Below are 24,762 nucleotides of genomic sequence, written 5' to 3' on the forward strand. Positions count from 1 at the left end.
TCTCTACCGGCGCTTCTCGCGCGGCGTCGCGGCCGAAGCCTCCTTCTTGCGGCGACGCATGCTGATGGCGAGCAGCAGGATCAGCAGCACGAGGCCGATCGGGAGGCCGATGTAGGAGATGCCGAAGACGAACTGCCAGATGCCGCCCGCCAGTGCCTCGCGATCGTTCAGGCCGACGATGAGCGTCGTGAAGAAGGAGACGACGGCGGCTGCGATGATCGTCAGCGTGGCATAGGCGAGGATCCGCTCGAGGGCGGACGGGGTGCTGCTCGTGGAAGACATCCTTTCAAGGATACCGCCTCGGGGCTCGGTGGAGCGGCCGGATTCGGGTGGGGCCGGTAGACTGGTGGGATCGGCGGGCGCAGCGATGCGAACCCGCTCACGGACAATCACGGGCGGTCTCCGACCGCCGACGGGAAAGGGACGAGGCATGCCGAACGGCAAGGTCAGGTTCTTCGACGAGGAGAAGGGCTTCGGGTTCATCCAGGGGGACGACGGGCAGCAGGTCTACCTGCACGCCTCCGTGCTGCCCGGTGACGCCGAGGTGCAGGCGGGGACGCGCCTCGAGTACAGCGTCGCGGACGGGCGGAGAGGCCCCCAGGCCCTGTCGGTGCGGGTGCTCGAGACGCCCCGGCTCTCCAAGCGCAACCGCAAGTCGGCCGACGAGATGTCGATCATCATCGAGGATCTCGTGAAGCTGCTCGACGGGCTCGGCAGCAGGCTCAAGCACGGCCAGTACCCCGAGCGGGCCCAGTCGCGCAAGGTCGCGACGATGCTGCGCCGGGTCGCGGACGACTTCGATGTCTGAGCCGGAGGCCTCGCTGCAGGATCAGGTCGAGCGCGAGGCGGCCTCCGAGGAGCGGAGCACGACCCGGACGGACGCCGCGGTTCCGCCGGATCGGCCGGTCGCCGATCCGGCGCTGCTCGACGCGCGCGAGCAGGCGCGCGAGGCGCTCGCCGAGGTCGCCGACCCCCGCAGCATCGGGAGCGATGCCGGTCACGAGGTGCACGAGGATCACGTGCTGACGCTGTTCTTCGAGTGCCGTCTGCCGGGCTATCCCGGGTGGCGCTGGGCCGCGACCCTCGCGAGAGTCGACGAGGAGTCGCCCGTCACCGTGCTCGAGGTCGAGCTGCTGCCCGGCGAGGGAGCCGTCGTCGCGCCGGAGTGGGTGCCCTGGTCGGTGCGCCTGGCCCAGTACCGGGAGGCCCAGGCGAAGCAGGCCGCCGAGGAGGCGAGTGCGGCAGAGGAGGCAGCGGCCGAGCTCGCGGACGAGGACGAGATCGACCCCGAGGACGACCTCCTGGAGAACGACTTCAGCGACTACGACGACGAGATCGACGGTGTCGACATCGACGACGAGTTCGACGACTCCGATGGCGGCTCCGACGACGATTCCGACGAGGATCCGGACGACGATTCCGACGAGGACGACCTCGAGGAGTCGGACGACGACCCCGAGGAGGACGAGCCCGATGAGGGGTCCGACGACGATCCCGACGGGGAGCCGGACGACTCCGAGGAGTAGATCGCGCAGCAGAGGCTGGGGCCACGGATTCGTGGCCCCAGCCTCTTTTCGTGCCTCCGAACGGCGTGCTCGGGAGGCGATTACGTAGTTCCTACGGATGTTTCGATGTGAGTCCCCTCAATAGCGTTCTCGTGAGCGCGGAGGGGATAGGCCGGCGATAAAACGGTGTCGCGGTGTCCTCCGATTGTTGGAGGCGAGGACCTGATGGAGCACCTGGGGGCACCGGCGGACAGAGCGAAGAGGCATGGAGGTGCCTCTCGCGGGCGGCATGCATCGACGCGGATGAAGCGCGGAGCCGTGAGTTCGGCGATCGCGATGCTCGCGGTTTTTTCGTTGGCGGCGATGGGGGCCACCACCGTCGCCGCGGCGGAGGAGCTTTCGAGCGCACCGGTTCCCCCGGGCGCGCAGACGCAGCCCGAGAGCCCCGAGGCGCCGCAGCCTGAGCCGACGCCGGAGCCGCCGGCGCCCCAGCCGTCGGAGCCCGAGCCGCCGGCGGTGACGCCGGAGCCCGAGGCGCCGGTCGCCCCGGCCCCCGAGCAGGAGCCCGTCGCCCCGCCACCCGCGGCGCCGGAGCCGCAGGAGCAGACCCCGGCCGACGCCGGGGAGACCGAGAGCGCACCCGAGCCGCCGTACCTGCGCTGGCGCGCGACCGACGCCGCGTCGGCGTCGGTGGCCGGCGCGACCTTCGATCTGCAGGGCCCGCGCAACGACGGGGCGACGGACGACGGCGAGGACGGCCAGTGGCTCGACGCACTGGGCATGGCGGTCGCCGACAATACGGGTGAGGCCGGCTACGCGGGCGCCGACCTGGACCCCGCGCCCGGGGTGTTCCTGGTGAAGCAGCTAGTGGACGCCGAGGACCCCGCCGCCACCCACGACGTGGCCGCAGGCGAGACGTATCGGGTCCGCGTCGCGAAGGTTCCCTCCGGATTCACCGCCGACGGTGCCGAGTGGCAGCAGGTCGCCGCCTCGGGATCGGCGGAGGACCCGGTGCAGGCCGTCGTGCTCGCCGCGGCGAAGCCGAAGACGAAGGAGACCCAGGTAACGCCTTTCGCAGCGCAGAATCAAGCAACGATCACCGTGAATGCCGCAGCGATCCGGGGCAGCTCGACCGGACTGAATGGCATCACCTACACGCTGCACGATGTTCTCGGAAACGGCACGAACGGCAACCCCTATCGGGCAGGTACGGCAAGCCCGTTCTCGTGCACCGTCGCCGCGGGAGCCTCCTCGTGCGTGATCACGGTGACCGGCGTCAACAATCAGGGCGGGAACAACAAGAACTGGTTCTTGGTGCAGAGCGCCAACGGAAGCAGCTACACCAACGATCAGTACCGTCTGAACGACTACACGACTCCTCAGGACGTGTTCCACTACGTCGGACGCACCGTCTCCCTGGCAAGCACCCGGGACTACGTCATTCCAGGGAGCGGCAACAACAGGGGCCTGGACCAGACGAGTGGAAACTACTCACGAGCGGACAGCCTGGCGGTGCCGCTCAACAACCCGGCTATTCAGCCCACGTGCACTCCGGGGCTGAAGGTGGCCATCCAGATGGATATCTCGTCCTCGACCGCGAATTATCGCACCGGCTACCGCAACTCCCTCAACAGCATGATCGACAGTCTCGTCGGAACGGGAACGAGAGTCTCGCTGTTCACCTTCGGTAACACGTCGCCGGTGCGCGTCGGCGGGTCCGACTGGGAGTCCCCCACCCCCAGAAATGTCGACACCGACGCTGCCGCGATCAAGAGCAGCATCACCACCTACACCGGCAATCCCGGCACGCAACGCACGAACTGGGATGCGGGTTATCGACGCCTGGCCTCCGCGAACCAGATCCATGACTACGACCTCGTGCTGTTCATCACCGACGGTGCGCCCAACGTGGTCTGGGCTTCGAACTCCTCCGGATACGACTCGCCGAACGGCAACAACGTCACCGTGCGGTCGATCGACGAAGCGGTGCTGTCGGCGAATGCGCTGAAGAACGCTGGAGTGAGGATCGCCACCGTCGGAGTCGGTCCGGGTGTGCAGGGCGATGTCTATCGCAATCTGCGGGTCATCTCCGGACCGACGGCGGGGAGCGACTACTACGTCGGGCAGTGGGACGAACTTGAGGGGTATATCAAGAACATCATCGATGCCGCGAACTGCAACCTTCCGGTTACCGTGAGCAAGACGACCGTCGCTGAGAACGGCACCGTGACGAACAACGTCCCGGATTGGACATTCGGGGCGCAGAAGTCGGCGGGCTCTGCTGCGGCGGTGACACTCACTGGCTCCTCGCCGCAGACGACGGGTTCAGGTGTGAATGGTCGTGCGCTGTGGAACCTGAAGTTCACGAGTTCGTCCAACCAGAGCGCCGGAGTAGCGCTGACGGAGAACGCGCCGCCTGCCGGGTGGACGCTGACCGGCGCCGAGTGCACCGTGAACGGAGCGCCCGCGACCAATGCCGTGTTCGACGCCGCGAGTCGTACGGTGACGGTGCCGGGTCTGACGGCCGGCTCGGGAGCGGTCCACTGCACATTCACGAACACCGAGGCGCCGCCCACGGCCGAGCTCACCCTGGTCAAGAAGGTGGAGAACGCGCACGGGGGCACGAGCCAGGTGTCGGACTGGACGCTGACCGCCACCGGCGCGACGACCGGGGTCACCGGAAAGACCGGCGAGGCGGCGGTGACGAATCGGGTCGTGACGCCGGGCGACTACACCCTCTCGGAGAGCGGCGCGCTCTCCGCCGGCTACACGGCCGGTGCCTGGGAGTGCAAGAACGGCTCGACGCCCCTGACGGTCACCGCCGCGAAGGTGGCGATCCCCAAGGGAGGCAAGATCACCTGCACGATCACCAACACCGACAAGCCGGGCGAGGTCACCTGGACGAAGGTCTCCCCTGATGAGGAGCCGCTCGCCGGGTCGGAGTGGAAGCTCACGGGACCGGGGGCGCCCGCGCCCGCCGGGGTGACGGTCGTCGACTGCACCGCCGCGACCTGCCCGACCGGAGCCTTCAGGGACCAGGATCCCGCAGCAGGCGAGTTCAAGCTGACGGGCCTCTCCTGGGGCGACTACACCCTCGTCGAGACGAAGGCGCCTCCGGGGCACGTGCTCGACACGACCGAGCACCCGTTCACGGTCGGGATCGGGTCGGGGAAGAGTCTCACCGTGGACCTCGGAGCCTTCGAGAACGTTCCGGCCGAGGGGCCCGAGATCCCGCTCACCGGGGGCATCGGCAGGGATCAGATCCTGCTCGCCGGCGGCGGAGCGCTCGCGATCGCCGCGCTGGCGGCCGGAGCACTGTGGCTGCGGAAGCGCCGCATCTCGGAGGTCGGATGACCGGAGCCGGAGACACGAGCAGACGCAGAGACGAACAGGCGCTGAGGCGCAGGACGAACCAATAGGGAACACGGAGTCGCCGCTCGAGGAAGCGGCGGGCCGCAACACACATAGGGACAGGAAGACGAACATGAAACAGTCACTGAGGCGCCTCACGGCGGGCGCGGGCATCGTCGCCCTCGCCGTGCTCGGCGCGGCCGGATCGGCGGCAGCGGCATCGGCCACGGAAGGAGGGGGCGGCGGATATCCCGTCGTGCCCGACCAGGACGGCACGCTGACGCTGCACAAGCACGTCGAAGACCCTCGGAGCACCGACGGCAACCCGGCGGGCGCCCCGCTCGAGGGCGTCGAGTTCACGATCCAGCAGGTGGGAACCGGCACCGCCGGCGACTGCGACGCCATCGACCTCACGGTCCCCGGCGGCTGGCAGAGCGTCTCCGAGGCGATCGACGGCTTCGAGTCGAGCGCCCCCGACCTGCCTGCGGGCTTCTGCTTCACGGGCGTCTCCGACGCCGACACGACCGCATCCGACGGCTCGGTGACCTTCGCCGGCCTCCGGGGTCTCTTCCTCGTCACCGAGACCGACCCCGGCGACAACATGATCACGGCGCCCGCCGACCCCTTCCTCGTGACGGTGCCTCAGCCGGTCGAGGGGCAGAACGGAGCCGCCGACTCGTGGGACTTCTCGGTCGACGCCTACCCGAAGAACACGCTCACCACGGTCAACCCGACCAAGACGGTCGGCGCCACCGATGAGCTGACGCCCGACGCCGTCGTGGACTGGACCATCACCGTCCCCGTGCCGCAGCTGGCGTTCCCCTACAGCCAGATCGAGGTGACGGACTCCCCGGCGGCCGGCCACGTCTTCAACGGGTTCACCTCCGTGACGTACGACGGCGTGCCCCTGACCTCGCCCGCCGACTACACCGTGAGCGGCAGCACGATCGCCCTCACCCCGGCGGGTCTCGCCACGGTCGGCACGGGCGGCGGCGACCTCGTCGTGAAGCTCACGACCAAGGTCGACGGCAGCCACATCGGCGAGCTGAAGAACGAGGCCTCGGTCAAGCTCAACGGCACGAGCACCCCGACGGACAAGCCGCAGACCAACTGGGGCAAGCTCAAGGTGCTGAAGCACCAGGCGAAGAACGAGACCGCCACGCTCGCGGGCGCCGAGTTCGCCGTCTACGAGCAGACCGGCGGCACCTGCCCGACGCCCGCGGTCGGCACGCCGGTGACCACCGGTGCCACCGACGCGAACGGCGTCTTCGAGCGGATCCTGTGGATCAGCAACACCAACCCGGGCGAGGCCGTGGGGTCGAAGGTGTACTGCCTCTACGAGACCAAGGCGCCCACGGGCTACGTGCTCGACTCCACCCCGCGCGAGGCGACGATCTCCGCGGCGAACGAGTGGGTGCACACGGTCAAGTTCCCGAACGTGCCCGTCGAGGGGCCGAAGCTGCCGCTCACCGGCTCGACCGGCACCATGGCGTTCGGCCTCGTGGGCCTCGGCCTGATCGGCGCAGCAGCGGCCACCCTGGCCGTGCGCAGGGCTCGCGCCCACCGGTGATCTGAATGACCACCACGTCAGCGGTTCCGGCGCCCACCCCCGTGGTGCGCCGGAGCCGCTGGCGCATGCCGTGGGGCTCTTTCGGGATCGGGCTCGTCGCGTTCCTCGGCGTGCTGGTGATGCTCTACCCGAGCACCGCCAGCTGGTTCTCGCAGTACAACCAGTCGCGCCTCATCGAGGACGTCGACGAGATCGTCGCCGCGGGCCCCGACAGCAGGCTCGAGGGCGAGATCGAGCGGGCGCGCGCCTACAACGACGCGCTCACGGGCGGCGCGCTCGTCGCGGCGGGCGCGAATGTGCCGAGCAGCGACGGCGGCGCGCCCTCGGAGTTCGACTACTCTTCGCTGCTCAACGCCACCGACACGGGGATCATGGGACGGCTCAAGATCCCGGCCATCGAGGCGGACCTGCCGATCTACCACGGCACCGACGACGCGACGCTCGCGAAGGGCGTGGGGCACCTCGAGGGCACGGCGCTGCCCGTCGGAGGCGAGAGCCGGCACTCGGTGCTCACCGCCCACCGCGGCCTGCCGAGCGCCGACCTGTTCACCCGCCTCGACCGGGTCGAGGAGGGCGACACCTTCACGATCGAGGTCTTCGGCGAGGTGCTCACCTACCGCGTCGTCGACACCAGGGTCGTCGACCCCGATGAGACCGAGGCCCTCACACCCGAGTACGGCCGCGACCTCGTGACGCTCGTCACCTGCACCCCGCTCGGCGTCAACAGCCACCGCATCCTGGTGACGGGGGAGCGGGTCACCCCGACCCCCATCGCCGACATCGAGAACGCGGGCAGGTCGCCGGAGATCCCGGGCTTCCCGTGGTGGGCCGTGGGTCTCGCCGCGGCGGTCGTGCTGCTCGCCGCGTACGTCTGGTGGATGGGTCGGTCGGCCGTGAGGCGCACGACGCCGGCCGTCGATCCCGAGGAATCGAGCGACCCCGCCCCGACCGTCGAGTGGGTCGGGAGGCCCTAGCTCAGGCGCTCGAGCACGTAGTCGATCGACGCGGTGAGCGCCCGCACGTCGTCGGGGTCGATGGCCGTGAAGGTCGCGACGCGCAGCTGGTTGCGGCCGAGCTTGCGGTAGGGCTCGGTGTCCACGACGCCGTTCGCGCGCAGCGCCTTCGAGATCGCCGACGCATCGACCGAGTCGTCGAAGTCGATCGTGACGACGACCTGGGAACGGTGGTCCGGATCCGACACGAACGGCGTGGCGACCGGCGTCGCCTCGGCCCAGTCGTAGAGCACGCCCGACGACTCCGCGGTGCGGGCGGCGGCCCAGGAGAGACCCCCCCGCGCGTTGATCCACCGCACCTGCTCGTCCATGAGCGCGAGCGTCGCGAGTGCGGGGGTGTTGAGGGTCTGATCCTTGCGCGAGTTCTCGATCGCGCCCGCGAGGTTCAGCGTCTCCGGGATGTACCTGCCCGAGGAGGCCACGCGCTCGATGCGCTCGATCGCGGCGGGGGAGACGAGCGCGAACCACAGGCCCCCGTCCGAGGCGAAGTTCTTCTGGGGCGAGAAGTAGTAGACGTCGACCTCGTTCGCGTCGAAGTCGATGCCGCCCGCGCCGCTCGTCGCGTCGACGACGGTCAGCGCGCCCTCGTCGCCGCGGATCCGCCGCACGGGCGCCATGACACCGGTGGAGGTCTCGTTGTGCGGGTAGGCGTAGACGTCGACGCCGGCGACCGCCTCCGCGGTCGAGCGCGAACCCGGCTCCGCGGCGCGCACGTCGGGGTCCTCGAGGAAGGGGGCGGCGGAGGCGGCCTTCGCGAACTTCGCGCCGAACTCCCCGAAGGTGAGGTGCTGGCTGCGGCGCTCGATCAGCGAGTGCACCGCTGAATCCCAGAACGTCGTCGCCCCGCCGTTCGCGAGCAGGATCTCGTAGCCCTCCGGTGCGCGGAAGAGCTCCGAGAGCCCCGCGCGGACGCTGCCGACGAGGTTCTTCACCGGCGCCTGCCGATGCGAGGTGCCGAGCACGCCCGGCTGCAGAGAGCTCAGGAACTCGAGCTGCTCGCTGCGGACTTTCGAGGGGCCGCATCCGAAACGACCGTCGGCGGGCAGGAGGTTCTCTGGGATGGTGATGTCGGCCATGGATACCGATTCTATCCGCGCGTCGAGCCGGATCCGTCGGCGGCCCCGCGCTGATCCGCCGTCGGCGGCGTACGGATCCGGGGTCCGGCCACGGCCCGCGCGACGACCGCTCCGGGATCGCGATAAGCTGGAGCACGGCACAGACGGCTGAGAGGCGGCGATGACGGATCTGATCGATACGACGGAGATGTATCTCCGCACGATCCTCGAGCTCGAGGAAGAGGGCATCGTCCCGCTGCGCGCGCGCATCTCGGAGCGGCTCGGCCACTCCGGCCCCACGGTGTCCCAGACCGTCGGGCGCATGGAGCGCGACGGCCTCGTCGTCGTCACCGACGATCGGCGCCTCGAGTTCACCGAGGACGGCCGCAGCAAGGCCGTGCACGTGATGCGCAAGCACCGTCTCGCCGAGCGCCTGCTCGCCGACGTCATCGGCCTGGAGTGGGAGTACGTCCACGACGAGGCCTGCCGCTGGGAGCACGTGATGAGCGAGCGCGTCGAGCGGAAGCTGCTCGACATCCTCGACCACCCCACCGAGTCGCCGTACGGCAATCCCATTCCGGGGCTCGATGAACTCGGTTCGGCCCAGGCCGGATCGTTCCAGTCAGGTGTCGTGGGCCTCGACACCCTGCTGGATGACGGCGGCGACACCCTCACCGCGCGCATCCGGCGTCTTGCCGAATCGGCGCAGGTGGATCCCGAGCTCCTGCGCCAGCTCGCGGAATCCGGGATCGTCCCCGGCAACACCGCAGCATTCTCGCGGAACGGCGGGTTCGTCCGCGTCAAGGTCACGGGAATCGAAGAGGCGGTCGACCTGCCCATTGAGGTCGCGTCGCATATTTTTGTTTCTTTGTAGCTGTTCCGCTGAGAGCAGCGATGTCACCGTCCGCGCCTGCCGCGGGCGCGCACGATGGAGTTTGATAGTTCTGAGGAGTCACCGTTGAGCAACCCCACCCCCGAAGCGTATATCCGGGCGGTCGCCGAGACCGTCGAGCAGCGCAGCCCCGGCGAGATCGAGTTCCTGCAGGCGGTGCACGAGGTGCTCGACACGCTCACCCCGGTGCTCGCCGAGCATCCCGAGTTCGTGGAGGGCGGGGTCCTCGAGCGGATGGTGGAGCCCGAGCGGCAGATCATCTTCCGCGTGCCGTGGCTCGACGACAGCAACGGGGTGCAGGTCAACCGCGGCTTCCGCGTGCAGTTCAACTCGGCGCTCGGGCCCTACAAGGGTGGCCTGCGGTTCCACCCCAGCGTGAACCTCTCGGTCATCAAGTTCCTCGGCTTCGAGCAGATCTTCAAGAACGCGCTCACCCGGCAGCGGATCGGCGGCGGCAAGGGCGGCTCCGACTTCGATCCGCGCGGCAAGAGCGACGCCGAGGTCATGCGGTTCTGCCAGAGCTTCATGACCGAGCTCGCGCACCACATCGGCGAGCACACGGACGTGCCGGCCGGTGACATCGGCGTGGGCGCCCGCGAGATCGGCTACCTCTTCGGCCAGTACCGCAAGCTCACCCAGCAGCACGAGTCCGGCGTGCTCACGGGCAAGGGCAAGGGCTGGGGCGGCGCCGAGGTGCGCACGGAGGCGACCGGCTACGGCGCCGTGTTCTTCGCGCAGGAGATGCTGGCCCGCGCGGGCGAGGGCATCGAGGGCCGCCGCGCGGTCGTCTCCGGATCGGGCAACGTCGCGATCTACGCCATCGAGAAGGTCGCGCAGCTCGGCGGCCGGGCGATCACCGCATCCGACTCCTCGGGCTACGTCGTCGACGAGGCGGGCATCGACGTGGCTCTGCTGAAGCAGATCAAGGAGACCGAGCGCGGGCGCATCTCGGAGTACGCGGAGCGGCGCCCGGGTGCGCGCTTCGTCGCGGAGGGCAGCGTCTGGGACGCGCCCGGCGAGCTCGCGTTCCCCTGCGCCACGCAGAACGAACTGCCTGAGGCCGCGGCCCGCACACTCATCGCGAACGGCGTCCGCGCCGTGGCCGAGGGCGCCAACATGCCGACCACCCCCGAGGCCGTCGAGCTCTTCCAGCAGGCCGGCGTGCTCTTCGCGCCCGGCAAGGCGGCGAACGCCGGCGGCGTTGCGACCTCTGCGCTCGAGATGAGCCAGAACGCCGCGCGGGATCGCTGGGACTTCGACACGAGCGAGCTGCGGCTGCACCGGATCATGCGCGACGTCCATGACGCCGCCTACGAGGCCTCGGAGCGGTACGGGCGCCCCGGCGACTACGTGCTCGGCGCGAACTCGGCCGCGTTCGTGACCGTCGCGCAGGCCATGCTCGAGCAGGGCGTGATCTAGGCCCGCGAGAGGCTCGGGCGGGGCTCCCAAAGGTTCAATCTTCTCTTGACATCGAGCGATGAAGAGCCCGAAGAGCGTTGACTTTCCGCCGATCTTTGCGACTCGCGACCCATTTGTGACCTCAGCGTGACAATTCCGTAATCTTCGGTTACGCTGGTGGAGGTTTTAGGTCCAGACGGGCCGTTCCTCGCACACGAAGAACGAAAACGTAAGGCAGATTTACACGTGACTCAGACTCCTGGCACCGCAGTAGCGGTTACAGCCGACGCTTCGCCCGCAGCTCCCTCGAAGACCAAGCGCCTCGTCCAGATGGTCGGCGCGGCCGTCCTGAGCGCCGGCCTGGTGGGAACCTTCGCCCTCCCCGCGTACGCGACCCCCGAGGTCGAGGGTCAGCCCGACTACACGCCGGCGCAGAACCTCACGACTGCTGACATCGAGGCGGCCCCGCTCGCGCTCGAGGGCCCCAGTGCCGCAGTCAGCGAGGAGTGGACCGCCGCGGAGGAGGCCCGCAAGAAGGCCGAGGCCGAGGCGAAGGCCGCAGAGGAGCGTGAGCGCGCCGCGCAGCAGGCCGACACCGCCGCCCAGCCGGCCGGCGAGGCCCCCAGCGGCAACGACATCCCCGCCGGCTCCGGCGGCCAGGGCATCGCCAACGCGGCCCTCGCCCAGCTCGGCGTGGTCCAGGATTGCACGGCCCTCGTCGAGAAGTCGCTGCGCGCCATCGGCGTGCCGGCGGGCGACCTCGGCACCCAGGTCGGCGAGTACACCGCTCTCGGCGGCGTGCAGGTGTCGGCCGGCTCCTACGCCGTCGGCGACATCCTGATCTGGCCCGGCCAGCACGTGGCCGTCTACATCGGCAACGGCCAGGCCGTGCACGGCGGCTGGAACGGCAACCAGACGGTGGTCGCCGGCGTGACCACCAGCGCGGGCGCTCCGTCCGCCGTGGTCCGCTTCTAAGCGCTCCGCATCTGCCTGAACCACCCGAGGGCCCGTCTCGTTCGCGAGGCGGGCCCTCGGCGTGTCCGGTGCCCGCTGTTTCCGCGGGACGGATGCCTGTTCCGGGGTGAATCGGACGTCCACCCGCATCACGTCAGCCGTTCGCGGGGCGAGTCGCCGATCGCGGGCAGGCCGGCGCGGGCGAGGCTCGCGCCGGAGCGGGCTCCGCGCGCTTCCTGCTAGGCTGGTCGGGTGGCGCGATCCTCGGGGAACGCGCCCGCGCCTTGGTAGCTCAGTGGATAGAGCACTTCTCTCCTAAAGAAGGTGTCGGAGGTTCGATTCCTCTCCAGGGCACGATATTCCGGGAGCGAGACGGCGTTCAGCCCTCGAGGCCGGTCTCCCGCATCGTGATGTTGATGCGACCGGTCTGCAGCCCGCAGCCCTCGGGGGCGGTGCCGGGGTAGACCCTGGGAACCCCGTGGTACGCGAACCGGGAGGCGCCGCCGAAGACGAACAGGTCGCCTGAGGCGAGGTCGAGATCCCGGTACGGGCGGTTGCGGTGCTCGGTGTTGCCGAAGCGGAAGCGGCAGGTGTTCCCGATCGACAGCGAGACGACGGGCGCGGCGGAGCGCTCGTCCCGGTCCTGGTGCATGCCCATGCGGGCCGCGTCGTCGTAGTAGTTCACGAGCGCCGTGTCCGGGGTGTAGCCGTCACCGGCGCGCGGATCCCCCGTGGCGGCGACGAGCGCGCTCCGGCCGAGGCGGACCATCCAGTCGGGAAACGGCAGCACCCGGTTCCCGTTCACGTCGACGGCCTCGCGCGTGTAGCGGTACGGGCGCCAGTGCCAGCCGAGGCACACCGTCCTGACGCTCATCTCGGTGCCGCGCACCTTCGCGGCCCGGATCGGTACCGGGCCGCGCGTCCACTCGTGGAAACGGCCGACGATCCAGCGCTGCTGCTCGAGGGTCAGCCAGCGCGCGACGTAGTGGGCGCCCTCCGGCAGCCCGGGGTCGGGGCGCGGCATCAGCTCGTCGCCGAAGAGGGCGTCGCTCACGAAGCGGCTCCCTCGCCGCCGCGCTCGACGAGCAGGGCCACCCGGTCGCGGAGGAACTCCTCGAGACTCGGCGCCCCCTCGAGCGGAGCGCCGGCTCGCCACCGCACGCGGAGTTCGGCGCCGACGACCCCGATCGGGCTCTCCTCGCCCAGCACGGCGATCGCCGCATCGAGGTCCGCGGGCTCGGCGGCGCCCGCCCCCGGCAGCAGCAGGACGGCGTCGAAGTTGACGGCGGCCCCGACGGGGTAGCCGCCGCGCAGCGCCGCAGCCGCGATCTCGCGGCGCTCTTCGCGCGACACCGACTGGTACCCCGGCCGGCCTCGTTCCGCGGAGCGGGTGGCGCGCCCGGCCGCATAGAGCGCACCGTCGGCGCCGAGCAGCAGCGGGGCGACCCGCCAGACCTCACCGCGGGGCCGCATCGTGGCGGGGCGTCGGCGTAGCAGACCCCGGCGCCCGGGCACGTACTCGGCGAGGGCCTCCGGGGCGATTCCCGCCCCGCTCAGCGAGGCGACGGCCGTGCGGCACGCCTCCGCGGCGCGATCCGAGAGCTCTTGCGCTGCCACCCGGCCAGTGTACCGGCGGCGGCCCGTGCCGCCCGTCGCAATGCCGCCCATCACGATGCCGTGCGTCGCCCCGTGCCGCCCCGTAAGCTGGGTCTGTGAGCGATCGCGGAGCAACGGCGACCTTCGAGGTCGAGCGCAAGTACGAGGCCCCGGGAGACGCGGCGCTGCCCGGGGCCGAGGCCTTCGAGCGCCTCGGCATGCGGGCGAGCGAGCCGGAGACCTTCGAGCTCGCCGCCGACTACCTCGACACCGCCGAGGGGGACCTGGGCCGGGCTCGGCTCGCGGTGCGATCCCGGCACGGGGGGAAGGACGCCGGCTGGCACCTCAAGGAGCGCGGCGCCGAGGGCGTCGCAGAGCTGCAGTGGCCCCCGGCCGACGAGATGCCCGAGGGGCTCCGGGCCGAGCTGCGGGATCGGGTCGGCGACGCCGTGGACCGGATCGGGCCGCTCGCATCGCTGCGGACGGTGCGCACCGCGGTGGTGCTGAGCGACGAGAGCGGGGTCGAGTCCGTCGAGATCGCGGACGACGTCGTGCTCGCCACCGACCACCTCTGCGGCGTGCGTCGCGCCTGGCGCGAGTGGGAGGCCGAGCTGCTGCCGGGCGCCGACGCCGCGGTGCTGGATCGCCTCGAGCCGTTGCTGCTCGCGGCCGGCGCGCGCCCGTCGCTCAGCTCGGCGAAGATCGCCCGGGCGAGCGGGCGCCTGATCGATCTCGCACTCGCGCGGGGCGCCGGTGCGGCGGAGCTCGCCGCGCTCGGGGTGATGGACCTCGCCGATCGTCTCGCCGCACGCGAGGAGCCCGTCGCCCGGTCTCGCGCCGCCGAGCTGCGCGTCCTCGATAGGCTGTCGGCATGAGCAAGCAGGAGGATCCGCGAGGGCGGCGCGACGAGGATGCCCCGGACCCGAAGGCCCGGCGCAAGCAGATCATCCTCGGTCTCGTGATGGGCGCGATCATGGGCGTTCTGATCAGCGCGCTGACCGAGTTCTGGTACTGGCTGCCCGCCGGCCTCGCACTGGGCCTCGCGACCGGGGCCATCATGAAGCCGCCAAAGGCCTGAGCTCGCCGCGCAGACCGCAGGTCGACGGATTTCGTTGTTCTTCGGTGGGAATGCGCTCGATTCCGCACGACATCGCCCTCGGGGTGCAGTGATCCCGCAACGAAGGCGGGATGCGAAGCGGCCCACGATATGGGAGGATCGTGGGAGAGCTCATCAAGGACGAGGACTTCATGGAACCCACCATTTTCGAAACGAACCCGCCCGCCGCGAAGGTCATCGACGACTCCCTCGCCGATACCCGGCTGGCGTGCTTCTGGATCGACGACATCGCCGGGAGCGCTGCGCGGTATCCCGCCCTCGAGGGTGATCGCCGGGTCGACGACGCGGTCGTGGGCGGCGGCTTCGCGGGTCTCTGGACCGCGATCAAGCTGAAGACGGAGCATCCCGAGCGCCGGGTGATCCTGCTCGAGGCGAAGCGCGTGGGCTGGGCCGCATCCGGCCGCAACGGCGGCTTCTGCGAGGCGAGCATCACCCACGGGGAGCCGAACGCCGAATCCCGCTGGCCCGACGAGATCGGCACGCTGCGGCGCCTCGGCTACGAGAATCTCGACGCCATCGAGCGCTTCATCGAGCAGCACGGACTCGACGTCGACTGGGAGCGCACCGGCCAGCTGTCGGTCGCGAACGCTCCGCACCAGGTGGAGTGGCTCGGCGAGGGCGACGATCCCGAGGTCGAGACCCTCGACGCCGAGCAGGTGCGCGAGCGGATCGACTCGCCCACGTTCCTCGGCGGGGACTTCTCGCCGCGCGAGAACGCGAACATCCACCCGGCCAAGCTCGCGGCCGAGCTCGCACGCTACGCGAGCGAGATCGGCGTCGAGATCCACGAGGAGAGTCGTGTGCTGAACCTCGAGGGAGCGGCGGACGCCCCGATCGAGCTCAGCACGACCGGCGGCCTCGTGACCGCCGAGCGGGTGGCGCTGTGCACCAACGTGTTCCCCTCGCTGCTCAAGCGCTACGCCTTCCACACCGTGCCCGTGTACGACTACGTGCTCATGACGGAGCCGCTGAGCGACGAGCAGCTCGAGTCGATCGGCTGGAAGGGGCGCGAGGGGCTCGCCGACATGGCGAACCAGTTCCACTACTCGCGACTGACGAAGGACAACCGCATCCTGTGGGGTGGCTACGACGCCGTGTACTTCGCCGGCGGCAGGATCCGCCACGAGTACGAGGATCGCATGGAGAGCCACCGCAGGCTCGCGAGCCACTTCTTCACCACCTTCCCGCAGCTCGAGGGGCTCAAGTTCACCCATCGCTGGGCCGGGGTCATCGACACGAGCACCCGCTTCTGCGCGTTCTTCGGGCAGGCCCACGGCGGGCGCGTGCAGTACGTGGCCGGCTTCACCGGTCTCGGCGTCGGCGCCACCCACTTCGCCGCCGACGTGATCGTCGACCGGCTCGAGGGGCGCGTCACCGAGCGCACCGAGCTCGAGATGGTGAAGCAGGTGCCGCTGCCCTTCCCGCCCGAGCCCGCCGCCTCCGTCGGGATCAACCTCACCCGCTGGTCGCTGGATCGCGCCGACCACAACCGGGGCAGGCGGAACGTGCTGCTCAAGACCCTCGACGCCCTCGGCCTGGGCTTCGACTCCTGAACCGGCGCAGGCCCGACGCGGCCTCGCGCACCGTCGCCACGCTCCACCCGCATCACCTCCCTCCGAGAATGGATACACGATGACTGAAATGCTGCCCGAAGGGTCCAACGCAGTGGTGCACGGTCGTGGGGCGATCGTCTCGCTCGAACCCGTGCCCGCCGCAGACGTGGTCTCGGGGCATCCGCGTCAGGGGGTCATCGAGCTGGGCGGGATCGCCGGGTGCGAAGCCGGCATCTGGGAGCTGCGCGGTGGAGCGGTCACCGACACCGAGGTCGACGAGCTCTTCGTCGTGATCTCGGGCGGCGCGAAGATCGAGCTGCTCGACGCGCACCACACCGTCGAGGTGAAGGCGGGGGACGTCATGCGCCTCGTCGCGGGCACCCGGACCCGGTGGACCGTGCCGGACCACATCCGCAAGGTGTACCTCTCGGCGGTCGAGACGGTCGAGCCCGCCGAGAGCGGGGCCGCCGAGAGCGAGCCCGCCGCCGAGTAGCCGTCAGAGCAGGGCGGCACCGAGCGCCCGGCCGCCGAGGCACGCGGCCGCCGAGCAGGCCAGCATGCCGACGGTGTTGACCGCGAACCACCCCCACTGCTTCGCGCGCCAGAGCTTGGCGCTGTCGACGGCGACCGTGCTGAAGGTGGAGAAGCCGCCGAGCAGACCGGAGGCGAGGACCGGCCCGAGGGGAGCGGGGAGCGGCGTGGTGACGACCGCCGCATCCGCGCCGGCCGCAGCCCCCGCGAGTGCGAGCCCGGCGAGCAGCCCGATCCCGAAGCCGGCCAGCACGTTGACGAGGAGGATCCCGAGCGGCCGCCCCGGCAGGCCGCGCTGCACGGCGCGGTCCAGACCGTAGCGGAGTACGGCCCCGACGCCTCCGGCCACGGCGACGAGCAGCAGGGGGAGCGGCGCGAAGAGATCCGAGGTCACGCTCCGGACCTCCTCGGCCGATCGCCGCGGGGCCGCGAGCGCCGCGCCGCGCCGCGTTCCCCGAGCCGCAGCCCGGCGAACGCGGCTGCGATGCCGGCGACGAGGCTCAGGAACCCGAGCACGGCGCCGAGCGACGAGGCCCCGCCCGCCGGCAGCATCAGCAGCACGAGCGCGCTGTAGCTGGTGAACCCGCCGAGCACACCGGTGCCGAGGCCCGCCCGCACGGCGTCGGCGCGGGGCGTCGCGGCGGTCACGGCGCCGAGCAGGGTGCCGAGGGCGAGCGAGCCGAGCACGTTGACCGCCGCGAGTGCCGCGGCCTCGAGCGCCGGACCGTGCGCGGCGGGTATCGCGAGCAGGAGCACGCGCAGCAGCGCTCCCGCGGCGCCTCCCGCGAACACGAGGAGGACCTTGCGGGCGGGATGCATGCCTCCAGCATAGAACTCGCGCGCCGGCGGCCGGCCGATGCGGCGGAGGGAAACCGCGCGGCAAGATACCGCACCGGGCCGGCTGGAGGCTAGGATCGGAGGTATGAATGAGATGCAGCAGTCACAGAATGGCGGCGTAGTGCTCTCGACCCAGCGCATGGTGCCGACCGTCCAGCGATTCGGCGATCGCGACATCGAGGTGACCTTCCTCGGAAACAACACGTTCGGCCAGCCGACCTGGATCCTGTGGAACGCTCGGGAGCCCTACCTGATCGGCATTCTCCGCCAGGGGCGGATCGGCTTCACCTTCGAGCAGCGCACCAGCCAGGGCGTCATGCTGCACGAGGACATCTCGCTCACCAGACTGCAGCGCGCGATCGGCGCCTGACCGCGGTCGAGACCGCGCGGCTCGGGCGCACGCGGTCGGCTCCTCGTCTCGCCCCTTCCGGCTCTGAGGCTTCCTGCCTGTTCCGGCTGACGTCTCCTTTCCGCTCCTCTCGAAGCATCTCTCTTCTCGTTCGTCTTGTCGTTCGTGTCATCATGCGCGCCTCCGCGCATTCCGCGCACTCCGCGCGTCTCCGCGCCTGCGAGCCGACGAGCCCGCCCTGGGGCTGCCCTCCGTGATCCCGTGCTCGAATACGTAGTTCCTACCGATGTGTCGGCGCCCCCTCGATTCCTACCCTGACGCTAGGCCGACCGGCTGAGCGGTTTCCGCTCGCGGTGAGGCCGACGGAAGAAGGGGAACGTCGTGTCGAACAGCGAGCGCTCGTCGCGCAGGGGAGGGGGATCCCCCGCCCCGCGCGCAGCCGGCGACGCTGCTCGAAAGGCCTCTCGCTCTCCGTCTGAAGTGGAGCGAGCCGGGCTTCGGCCGCTCAGCAACTGCGCGAGCCGTCGTCCGAAGACCGACGGGTCGCGCTCGTCGAATCGGATGGAAAGATCATGAACACACCATTTCGACGCGCGCACAACGGTGTGCCGCGTCGAGCGTGGGGCGGCAGGTTCGCAGCCGCTCTGATCGCCACGACGGCGCTGGTCCTCGGACCGGTGCCGCTCGCGGCGTACGCTGCGGACGATGTCGCCGCGGCGACCGAGGCGCCGGCGCCGGCGCAGGATCCCGCACCGGAGCCGCCCGCCCCGCCCGAGCCCCCGGCGTCGCCTGCGCCCGAGCCACCGGCCCCACCGGTTCCGGAACCCCCGGCACCGCCCGCGCCCGAGCCACCGGCGCCCGAGCCTCCCGCCCCACCGGCGCCCGAACCTCCCGCGCCGCCCGTCGCGGAGCCGACCGCGCAGGCCGAGCCCGTCGTCGAGGCACCCGAGGCGACAGATCCCGGCCAGGCCGGCGAGCAGGCGCCGGCGGAGGAGCCCGAGGCGAAGCAGGGCGGCGACAACAACCCGCACAACAAGGTGACGATCTGCCACGCGACGGGCGCCGACGGCAAGTGGGTGGTCAACACCCCGAATGCCAACGGCAACGTCAGCGGCCACGCCGGAGCCTCTCATCAGGACGGTCGCGACATCATCCCGCCCTTCGACTACGTCGATGACGGAGTGACGAAGCACTTCCCGGGCCAGAACTGGGACGCCGAGGGCCAGGCCATCTTCACCAACGGCTGCGAGGTGCCGAAGCCCGAGACGCCGACGCCGACCATCGCCATCGATGTCGATCAGTGCACGGTCGCCGGCGGGGACCTTCCCGACAAGGTGGCGATCCACCTCGGTTCGCTCGCTGCGGGCATGGACTACTCGGTCACCCTGACCAAGGACGGCGGGGCTCCCGCGGGGGAGATGCTCCCGGCCGGACCCACGGAGCGCACGGTGACGTTGTCGCTGAGCGGGGCCGGGGCGTACACCGTGACGGTACAGGCGGCTGACGGGACGTCGGCGTCGCAGAGCTTCACCGTGAACCCGTGCCCGGATCCCGAGCCCGAGCAGAAGGTGGGTATCTGCCACGCGACGGGCTCGGATCAGAACCCGTACGTGTTCATCGAGCCGAGCGTGCAGGGCGTGCTGAACGGGCACGTCGGCGCCGGGCACCAGGACGGGCGAGACATCATTCCGCCGTTCGACTACCAGGACGGAGATGAGGTGAAGCACTTCCCCGGCCAGAACTGGGACGAGGAGGGGCAGATCATCTTCCGGAACGGCTGCGAGGTGCCGCCGCCGGTCGTCACGCCGACGATCACGGTCGATGTCGAGCAGTGCACGGTCGCGGGGGGCGAGCTGCCCGGTGAGGTCGCGGTGCACCTCGGCTCCCTCGTTCCCGGGTCGGAGTACACCGTCGAGGTCATGCAGGCCGACGATCCGGGATCGTCCGCGGTGTTCGTCGCCGAGGCGGCCGAGCAGACGGTGCTGATCCCGGTGAGCGGAGCGGGCGACTACATGGCTCGGGTCAGCGGACCCGGGGGAGCGATGGCGATGACGGAGTTCACGGTGGATCCCTGCCCTGAGCCCCCCGTCGAGCCTCCGGTCGAGCCGCCCGTGACGCCGGTGGTCCAGGTTCCCCCGGCTCAGCACCCCGTGGTGCAGGCCGCCCCTCAACCGAGCGCGCAACTGGCCGTGACCGGATCCGACGACCTCGCGTCGTGGACCGCGATCGCCCTCCTGGCGGCGACAGCCGGTGCTGCGCTCTTCATCTCCACCTTCCGGCGCAGGGAGGGGAGCGGGCGCATGAAGTAACCCCTATTTCACTCATATGCCCGGTCCGGGTCGTCGCTCCTCCCCTAGCGGCGGCCCGGACGCTTTTCGCCCGGAATTCGAGGCGGTGAGTCGCGACACGCCAGGGATGCTCGGTTCGCGCGGCCCGATTTGCGCTGGAGGCCGAAGTGGCCGTAAGCTTACATCTCGGTAGCAAGCGCGAAAGTGCTTCGGCCCCATCGTTTAGCGGCCTAGGACACCGCCCTTTCACGGCGGCAGCACGGGTTCGAATCCCGTTGGGGTCACTGAACACCGAATACAATTGAATACACCATGGCCCTGTGGCGCAGTTGGTTAGCGCGCCGCCCTGTCACGGCGGAGGTCGCGGGTTCAAGTCCCGTCAGGGTCGCCAGATGAAGAACCCTTCCTCGGAAGGGTTTCTTCGTCTCTGGCACCTGCCATTGGTGAGTGCCTGGCTCTGTAGCTCAGTTGGTAGAGCGCACGACTGAAAATCGTGAGGTCACGGGATCGACGCCCGTCGGAGCCACGTAGCGGCTATTACACCGTTACTGAACCCCCGCGTAGCTTCTACATCGCGGGGGTTCTTTTGTTTGCGCGGCGTCGGGACGAACCGTGGCGGAAGATCCTCCCTCGTCGTCGGCTGGTTGCTGATCGGCATGGGAGCGGCGGGCCTCTCGGTGTTCGGGCGACTGAAAGTCGTGCGGTCGAGGATGCTCCGGGCCGAAGAACGGAGGCGCGAACCGCCTGCGCTTCGAGTCCACTCGGGAGCCTGCTCCAGGAGTAGTATGGCCTCGCGCTCCATGCCTCGGCGAAGAGCGCGAGGCCCATCACGAATATGACGATAAGGATGTCTTCATGACGAAGAAGACCCTGGACAACGCCACCGACACCGGTCACATCCACGTCGGCAAGGGCCTCAGCGAGGGCGCCCTCGGGGTCGTGGGGTCGACCGTCATCGGTCTCGCGTCGACCGCGCCGCTCTACTCCCTCGCCGCGACGCTCGGCTACGTGATCATCGCGGTGGGCGCGCAGGCGCCCCTCGTGTTCGTGGTGGCCTGCATCCCGATGATCTTCGCGGCCTTCGCCTACCAGGAGCTCAACCGGGAGATGCCCGACTGCGGCACCACCTTCGTCTGGGGCGCGAAGGCCTTCGGGCCGGTGACCGGCTGGATCGGCGGCTGGGCGGTCGCCGTCTCGGCGATCATGGTGCTCGCCAACGTCGGCGAGATCACCGGCCAGTACTTCTGGCTGCTGCTCGGCAACGAGGAGTTCGCCGACGACAGGGTGATCGTCGTCGCGACCTCGGTGGTGTTCATGGCCATCATGACCTTCGTCAGCACCGTCGGCGTGCAGATCGGCGAGCGGCTGCAGATGGTGCTCATGACGATCCAGATCGTCGCCATGGCGCTGTTCGGCGGCCTGGCCCTCGTGAACGCGCTGAACGGATCCAACCCCGACTCGGTGGCCTTCGACTGGAGCTGGTTCAATCCCGCCGAGCTCACCTCGTGGTCGGGGTTCATGGAGGGCGTGCTGCTGGCGCTCTTCATCTACTGGGGCTGGGACACGTGCCTGGCGCTCAACGAGGAGACGAAGAACCCCCGCAAGACCCCCGGCCGGGCGGCGCTCTCGAGCATCGTGGTGCTCATCATCCTCTACGTGGGCGTCTCGGTCGCCGTCATGATGTTCGCGGGCTTCGGCGAGACGGGCTACGGCCTCACCAACCCCGAGAACCTCGACGACGTGTTCTCGGTGCTCGGCGGCGTGCTCTTCGGCCCGTGGGGCTGGTTCCTGCTGCTCGGCGTGATGCTCTCGGCGGCGTCCTCGACCCAGACGACGATCCTGCCGACCGCCCGCGGCACCCTCTCCATGGCGGTGTACCGGGCCCTGCCCGCGAAGTTTGCCGAGCTGCACCCGAAGTTCAAGACCCCGTGGTTCTCCACGACCGTCATGGGCGTCGCCGCGATCGTCTACTACGTGGGCATGTCGATCCTCTCCGAGGACATGCTCGCCGACTCCCTCACCTCGATGGGCCTCGCCGTCGCCGTCTACTACGCGATCACCTCCTTCGCCTGCGTCTGGTACTTCCGCGACACCCTGCGCGAGAACGCCCGCAACCTGTGGATGCGCGGGATCCTCCCCGCCCTCGGCGGGCTGCTGCTGGCCTACGCCTGCGTGCAGTCGGCGATCGACATGTGGAGCACCGACTACAGCGAGACCGTGCTGCTCGGCGTGGGCGGCGCCTTCGTGATCGGCGTCGGCGCGATCCTCTTCGGATTCGTGCTGATGGGCATCTGGTGGCTCCGGCCGAACTCGCGGCCGTTCTTCCGCCGCGAGAGCCTCAACCGGGACACCCCGATCCTGGTGCCGGACGAGTGACCGCCGCGTCTTCGGCGGGCGGTGCCAGCCCGTCCTCGACCCGGGGAGGCCCCGAGGCGGAACGGTTCGATGCGCTGGTGGTGGGCGCGGGCGTCTCCGGCCTCGCGGCGGCGCGACTCCTCGCGGGCGCCGGTCGACGCGTCGCGGTGCTCGAGGCGCGGGATCGCGCGGGCGGCCGCGTCCACACCGAGCGGGCGGGGGAGCGGGTCACCGACCTCGGGGCGTCCTGGATCCACGGGGTCGAGAACAGCACGCTCTTCGAGACGGTGAGCCGGCTCGGCATGCCGACGGTCGAGTTCACCGTCGGCAGCTACCAGGCCGGCGGCAGGCCCATCGCCTACTACGGGCCGGGCGGCGAGCGCCTGAGCGACGAGGAGGTCGGCGGCTTCGTCGCCGACGTGGCGGCGGTGGACGCGCGCCTCGCCGAGGTCATCGCCGGCGCCGAGCCGGGCAGCTCCTACGCGGAGGTCGCGGGCGCCGCGGTGGCGGACGTCGCCTCCGAGCACGGCTGGGACTCGGATCGCGCGGAGCGCGTCACCGAGTTCCTCCACCATCGCTCCGAGGAGCAGTACGGCGCCGATGCGACGCTCCTCGACGCGCACGGCCTCGACGACGACGCGATCGAGGGCGACGAGGTCGTGTTCCCGGAGGGGTACGGGCGGCTCGTGGATCGCCTCGCAGCGGGGCTCGACGTGAGACTCGAGCACGAGGTCACGAGCGTGCGCTGGACGGTCGACGGAGTCGTGGTCTCCGCCCTGCGACGGGCGCGGGGATCGGAGACGGAGGTCGAGCTCGCCGCGGCTCACGCGATCGTGACCGTGCCGATCGGCGTGCTGCGCGCGGGGTCGATCGAGTTCGATCCTCCGCTGCCCGAGCCGGTCGCCGGCGCCGTCGGACGCCTCGAGATGAACGCCTTCGAGAAGGTGTTCCTGCGCTTCCCCGAGCGATTCTGGCCCGAGGGGGTCTACGCGATCCGGCGCCAGGGACCCGAGGCGGAGTGGTGGCACTCCTGGTACGACCTCACCGCCCTGCACGGGGAGCCCGCGCTGCTAGCCTTCGCGGCCGGCGCCTGCGCCGAGCAGATCCGCGACTGGCCCGAGGCGCGGGTCGTGGCCTCGGTGATGGACGGCTTGCGCGGCATCTACGGCCACGGGATCCCCGATCCCGTGGACGTCCGGATCACGCACTGGCAGGACGACCCGTACGCCCGCGGCGCCTACGCCTATATGATGCTTGGATCCCGCCCGGAGGACCACGACCTCATCGCCACTCCGGTGGCGGGGGTGCTGCACCTGGCGGGCGAGGCGACCTGGACCGAGGATCCGGCGACCGTCACCGCCGCCCTCCTCTCGGGGCACCGGGCCGCCGAGCGCATCCTCGGGTGCGAGGTGCCCTACTCGGCGCTGCTCGGCGGAGTCGGCGAGGTCGGCGGAGTCGGCGAGGTCGGCGGCGCCGACGAGGTCGGCCGGTCGGGCGGCGCCGCCGGGGTCTGACCGCTGCCCGGTCGCCTCCGGCGCCTGCGGCGCACGGCGCGGACCACGAGGAGCGCGACCAGCGCGACGGCCGCGGCGAGCACGAGCCACGGGAGCAGGATGCCGAGTGCGACGAGCGCTCCCGCTCCGGCCGCGGCGAGCGAGTCGACCCCGGCGACCAGCCCCTCCCAGAAGTTCTCCGGCCCGCCGCCCGGCAGCGCGCTCCGGGTGCGGAGGTCGACCGAGACCGTCGCCTCGTCGATCTGCCCCTCCAGCGACTCCAGTTGGGCGCGGAGCCCGTCGAGCTCCTGCTGCCGCTGCGACAGCGCGGCCTCCGCTTCGAGGAGCTCGCCCGTCGACGCGGCGCCCGCCATCAGCTCGGTGAGGCGGTCGACGGACTCGGCCAGCGCCTCGACCCGGGCCTGCAGGTCGACGTGCTCGGTGGTCACGTCGGCCGCGGAGCGGCTCTGGGAGAGCACCGTCCCGACGCCGTCGAGCGCGTCGAACGCCTCGTCGAGCCGATCGGCCGGCACGCGCACGACGAGGGCGGCGCCGGCCGGAGAGTCGCCGCTCGAGCCGCGCACGGTGAGGGACTCCACCGAGCCGCCGAGATCGGCGGCGATCTCGGTCACCTCGTCGGCGGCGCCCTCGGGATCGGAGACCTCGATCGAGATGTCGCCGGTGCGGATCACGGAGCGCTGAGCGCCCTCGTCGCCCGCCTGAGCCTCCGAGGCCTCCCCGGGGACCGCGCCGTCCTGCGCGGCGGACGGCGGGCCCGCATCCAGGGTGGGGGCGCCGCGGTCGACGGAGCCGCTGGGCGAGCACGCCGACAGCGGGGCGAGGAGCAGCAGCGCTGCGAGCAGCAGGGGCGTCGTGCGGCGGTTCATGCTCACACCATAGGCGCG

The 24,762-nt window shown here is 70.6% G+C and carries 23 protein-coding genes and 4 tRNA genes; 20 read left to right on the top strand and 7 right to left on the bottom strand.

Annotated elements, in window-relative coordinates; genetic code table 11:
* Positions 1-3: 3 nt before the first annotated feature.
* Positions 4-282 carry a hypothetical protein gene (locus JD276_RS01645; RefSeq protein ID WP_200113111.1) on the bottom strand — a complete coding sequence of 93 codons (279 nt, stop codon included), beginning with the start codon at positions 280-282 and terminating at the stop codon, positions 4-6.
* 148 nt (positions 283-430) lie between these two features.
* Here JD276_RS01645 and JD276_RS01650 point away from each other — a divergent pair, with 148 nt between their 5' ends.
* From JD276_RS01650 to JD276_RS01670, 5 genes are all read left to right on the top strand, one after another.
* Entirely contained in the window at positions 431-808 is a 378-nt protein-coding gene (locus JD276_RS01650) for a cold-shock protein (protein WP_200113113.1), read from the top strand.
* The gene (locus JD276_RS01655; RefSeq protein ID WP_200113115.1) at positions 801-1,526 is read left to right on the top strand and encodes a DUF3027 domain-containing protein; all 726 of its coding nucleotides are present in this window, start codon (positions 801-803) and stop codon (positions 1,524-1,526) included. Before JD276_RS01650 ends, JD276_RS01655 begins: the two co-directional genes overlap by 8 nt.
* 297 nt (positions 1,527-1,823) lie before the next feature.
* Entirely contained in the window at positions 1,824-4,859 is a 3,036-nt protein-coding gene (locus JD276_RS16275) for a SpaA isopeptide-forming pilin-related protein (protein WP_200113117.1), read from the top strand.
* A gap of 130 nt (positions 4,860-4,989) precedes the next feature.
* Positions 4,990-6,426 carry a SpaH/EbpB family LPXTG-anchored major pilin gene (locus tag JD276_RS01665; RefSeq protein ID WP_200113119.1) on the top strand — a complete coding sequence of 479 codons (1,437 nt, stop codon included), beginning with the start codon at positions 4,990-4,992 and terminating at the stop codon, positions 6,424-6,426.
* Between the two features lie 5 nt (positions 6,427-6,431).
* Positions 6,432-7,400: a class C sortase gene (locus JD276_RS01670; RefSeq protein WP_233615164.1), complete on the top strand. Its 969-nt coding sequence runs from the start codon at positions 6,432-6,434 to the stop codon at positions 7,398-7,400.
* Here the strand turns inward: JD276_RS01670 and serC are convergent.
* Positions 7,397-8,515 carry a phosphoserine transaminase gene (gene serC / locus JD276_RS01675; protein WP_200113121.1) on the bottom strand — a complete coding sequence of 373 codons (1,119 nt, stop codon included), beginning with the start codon at positions 8,513-8,515 and terminating at the stop codon, positions 7,397-7,399. The genes JD276_RS01670 and serC overlap by 4 nt on opposite strands.
* 160 nt (positions 8,516-8,675) lie before the next feature.
* Here serC and JD276_RS01680 point away from each other — a divergent pair, with 160 nt between their 5' ends.
* The 4 genes from JD276_RS01680 (at position 8,676) to JD276_RS01695 (ending at position 12,092) form a co-directional block, all read left to right on the top strand.
* Complete coding sequence (locus tag JD276_RS01680; protein WP_200113123.1) at positions 8,676-9,368, top strand: iron-dependent transcriptional repressor DtxR; 693 nt, start codon at positions 8,676-8,678, stop codon at positions 9,366-9,368.
* A gap of 54 nt (positions 9,369-9,422) precedes the next feature.
* Entirely contained in the window at positions 9,423-10,805 is a 1,383-nt protein-coding gene (gdhA, locus tag JD276_RS01685) for an NADP-specific glutamate dehydrogenase (RefSeq protein WP_200113132.1), read from the top strand.
* 225 nt (positions 10,806-11,030) lie between these two features.
* Entirely contained in the window at positions 11,031-11,759 is a 729-nt protein-coding gene (locus tag JD276_RS01690; RefSeq protein WP_307866386.1) for an NlpC/P60 family protein, read from the top strand.
* Between the two features lie 260 nt (positions 11,760-12,019).
* Positions 12,020-12,092, top strand: a tRNA-Arg gene (locus JD276_RS01695).
* A gap of 25 nt (positions 12,093-12,117) precedes the next feature.
* On the opposite strand, the gene JD276_RS01700 is transcribed toward JD276_RS01695, so the two are convergent.
* Entirely contained in the window at positions 12,118-12,762 is a 645-nt protein-coding gene (locus JD276_RS01700) for an alpha-ketoglutarate-dependent dioxygenase AlkB family protein (RefSeq protein ID WP_200113468.1), read from the bottom strand.
* Positions 12,763-12,788: 26 nt separating this feature from the next.
* The gene (locus JD276_RS01705; RefSeq protein ID WP_200113134.1) at positions 12,789-13,355 is read right to left on the bottom strand and encodes a hypothetical protein; all 567 of its coding nucleotides are present in this window, start codon (positions 13,353-13,355) and stop codon (positions 12,789-12,791) included.
* 95 nt (positions 13,356-13,450) lie between these two features.
* Between JD276_RS01705 and JD276_RS01710 the strand changes: the two genes are divergently transcribed.
* The 4 genes from JD276_RS01710 to JD276_RS01725 all read left to right on the top strand — a co-directional run bounded on the left by JD276_RS01710 (position 13,451) and on the right by JD276_RS01725 (position 16,497).
* A complete protein-coding gene (locus tag JD276_RS01710; RefSeq protein ID WP_200113143.1) occupies positions 13,451-14,209 on the top strand; it encodes a CYTH domain-containing protein in 759 nt (252 codons plus the stop codon).
* Positions 14,206-14,412: an HPP family protein gene (locus JD276_RS01715; RefSeq protein WP_200113151.1), complete on the top strand. Its 207-nt coding sequence runs from the start codon at positions 14,206-14,208 to the stop codon at positions 14,410-14,412. Before JD276_RS01710 ends, JD276_RS01715 begins: the two co-directional genes overlap by 4 nt.
* A gap of 170 nt (positions 14,413-14,582) precedes the next feature.
* Positions 14,583-16,004, top strand: a complete 1,422-nt coding sequence (locus tag JD276_RS01720) for an NAD(P)/FAD-dependent oxidoreductase (protein WP_200113475.1) — start codon at positions 14,583-14,585, stop codon at positions 16,002-16,004.
* A gap of 79 nt (positions 16,005-16,083) precedes the next feature.
* Complete coding sequence (locus JD276_RS01725) at positions 16,084-16,497, top strand: cupin domain-containing protein (RefSeq protein ID WP_233615165.1); 414 nt, start codon at positions 16,084-16,086, stop codon at positions 16,495-16,497.
* 3 nt (positions 16,498-16,500) lie between these two features.
* Here the strand turns inward: JD276_RS01725 and JD276_RS01730 are convergent, their stop codons facing one another.
* Positions 16,501-16,929 (bottom strand): fluoride efflux transporter FluC, encoded by a 429-nt coding sequence (locus JD276_RS01730; protein ID WP_307866387.1) that lies wholly within the window; start codon positions 16,927-16,929, stop codon positions 16,501-16,503.
* Positions 16,926-17,354: a fluoride efflux transporter FluC gene (locus JD276_RS01735; RefSeq protein WP_200113158.1), complete on the bottom strand. Its 429-nt coding sequence runs from the start codon at positions 17,352-17,354 to the stop codon at positions 16,926-16,928. Before JD276_RS01735 ends, JD276_RS01730 begins: the two co-directional genes overlap by 4 nt.
* Before the next feature lie 103 nt (positions 17,355-17,457).
* Between JD276_RS01735 and JD276_RS01740 the strand changes: the two genes are divergently transcribed.
* From JD276_RS01740 to JD276_RS01770, 7 genes are all read left to right on the top strand, one after another.
* Positions 17,458-17,742, top strand: a complete 285-nt coding sequence (locus JD276_RS01740) for a hypothetical protein (RefSeq protein WP_200113160.1) — start codon at positions 17,458-17,460, stop codon at positions 17,740-17,742.
* Between the two features lie 551 nt (positions 17,743-18,293).
* On the top strand, positions 18,294-20,030 hold the full coding sequence (locus JD276_RS01745) for a hypothetical protein (RefSeq protein ID WP_200113162.1): 1,737 nt from the start codon (positions 18,294-18,296) through the stop codon (positions 20,028-20,030).
* Between the two features lie 190 nt (positions 20,031-20,220).
* A tRNA-Glu gene (locus JD276_RS01750) sits at positions 20,221-20,293 on the top strand.
* A 30-nt stretch (positions 20,294-20,323) separates the two neighbouring features.
* Positions 20,324-20,400: transfer RNA gene (locus JD276_RS01755), tRNA-Asp, on the top strand.
* 62 nt (positions 20,401-20,462) lie between these two features.
* A tRNA-Phe gene (locus JD276_RS01760) sits at positions 20,463-20,535 on the top strand.
* A gap of 329 nt (positions 20,536-20,864) precedes the next feature.
* Positions 20,865-22,385 carry an APC family permease gene (locus tag JD276_RS01765; protein ID WP_200113164.1) on the top strand — a complete coding sequence of 507 codons (1,521 nt, stop codon included), beginning with the start codon at positions 20,865-20,867 and terminating at the stop codon, positions 22,383-22,385.
* On the top strand, positions 22,382-23,878 hold the full coding sequence (locus JD276_RS01770; RefSeq protein ID WP_307866388.1) for a flavin monoamine oxidase family protein: 1,497 nt from the start codon (positions 22,382-22,384) through the stop codon (positions 23,876-23,878). Before JD276_RS01765 ends, JD276_RS01770 begins: the two co-directional genes overlap by 4 nt.
* Here the strand turns inward: JD276_RS01770 and JD276_RS01775 are convergent.
* Positions 23,779-24,744, bottom strand: coding sequence for a DUF4349 domain-containing protein (locus JD276_RS01775; protein WP_200113166.1), 966 nt, complete (start codon positions 24,742-24,744; stop codon positions 23,779-23,781). The genes JD276_RS01770 and JD276_RS01775 overlap by 100 nt on opposite strands.
* Between the last annotated feature and the right edge of the window lie 18 nt (positions 24,745-24,762).

Origin of the sequence: Leucobacter chromiisoli, from assembly GCF_016522505.1 — a bacterium.
Lineage (GTDB): Bacteria > Actinomycetota > Actinomycetes > Actinomycetales > Microbacteriaceae > Leucobacter > Leucobacter chromiisoli.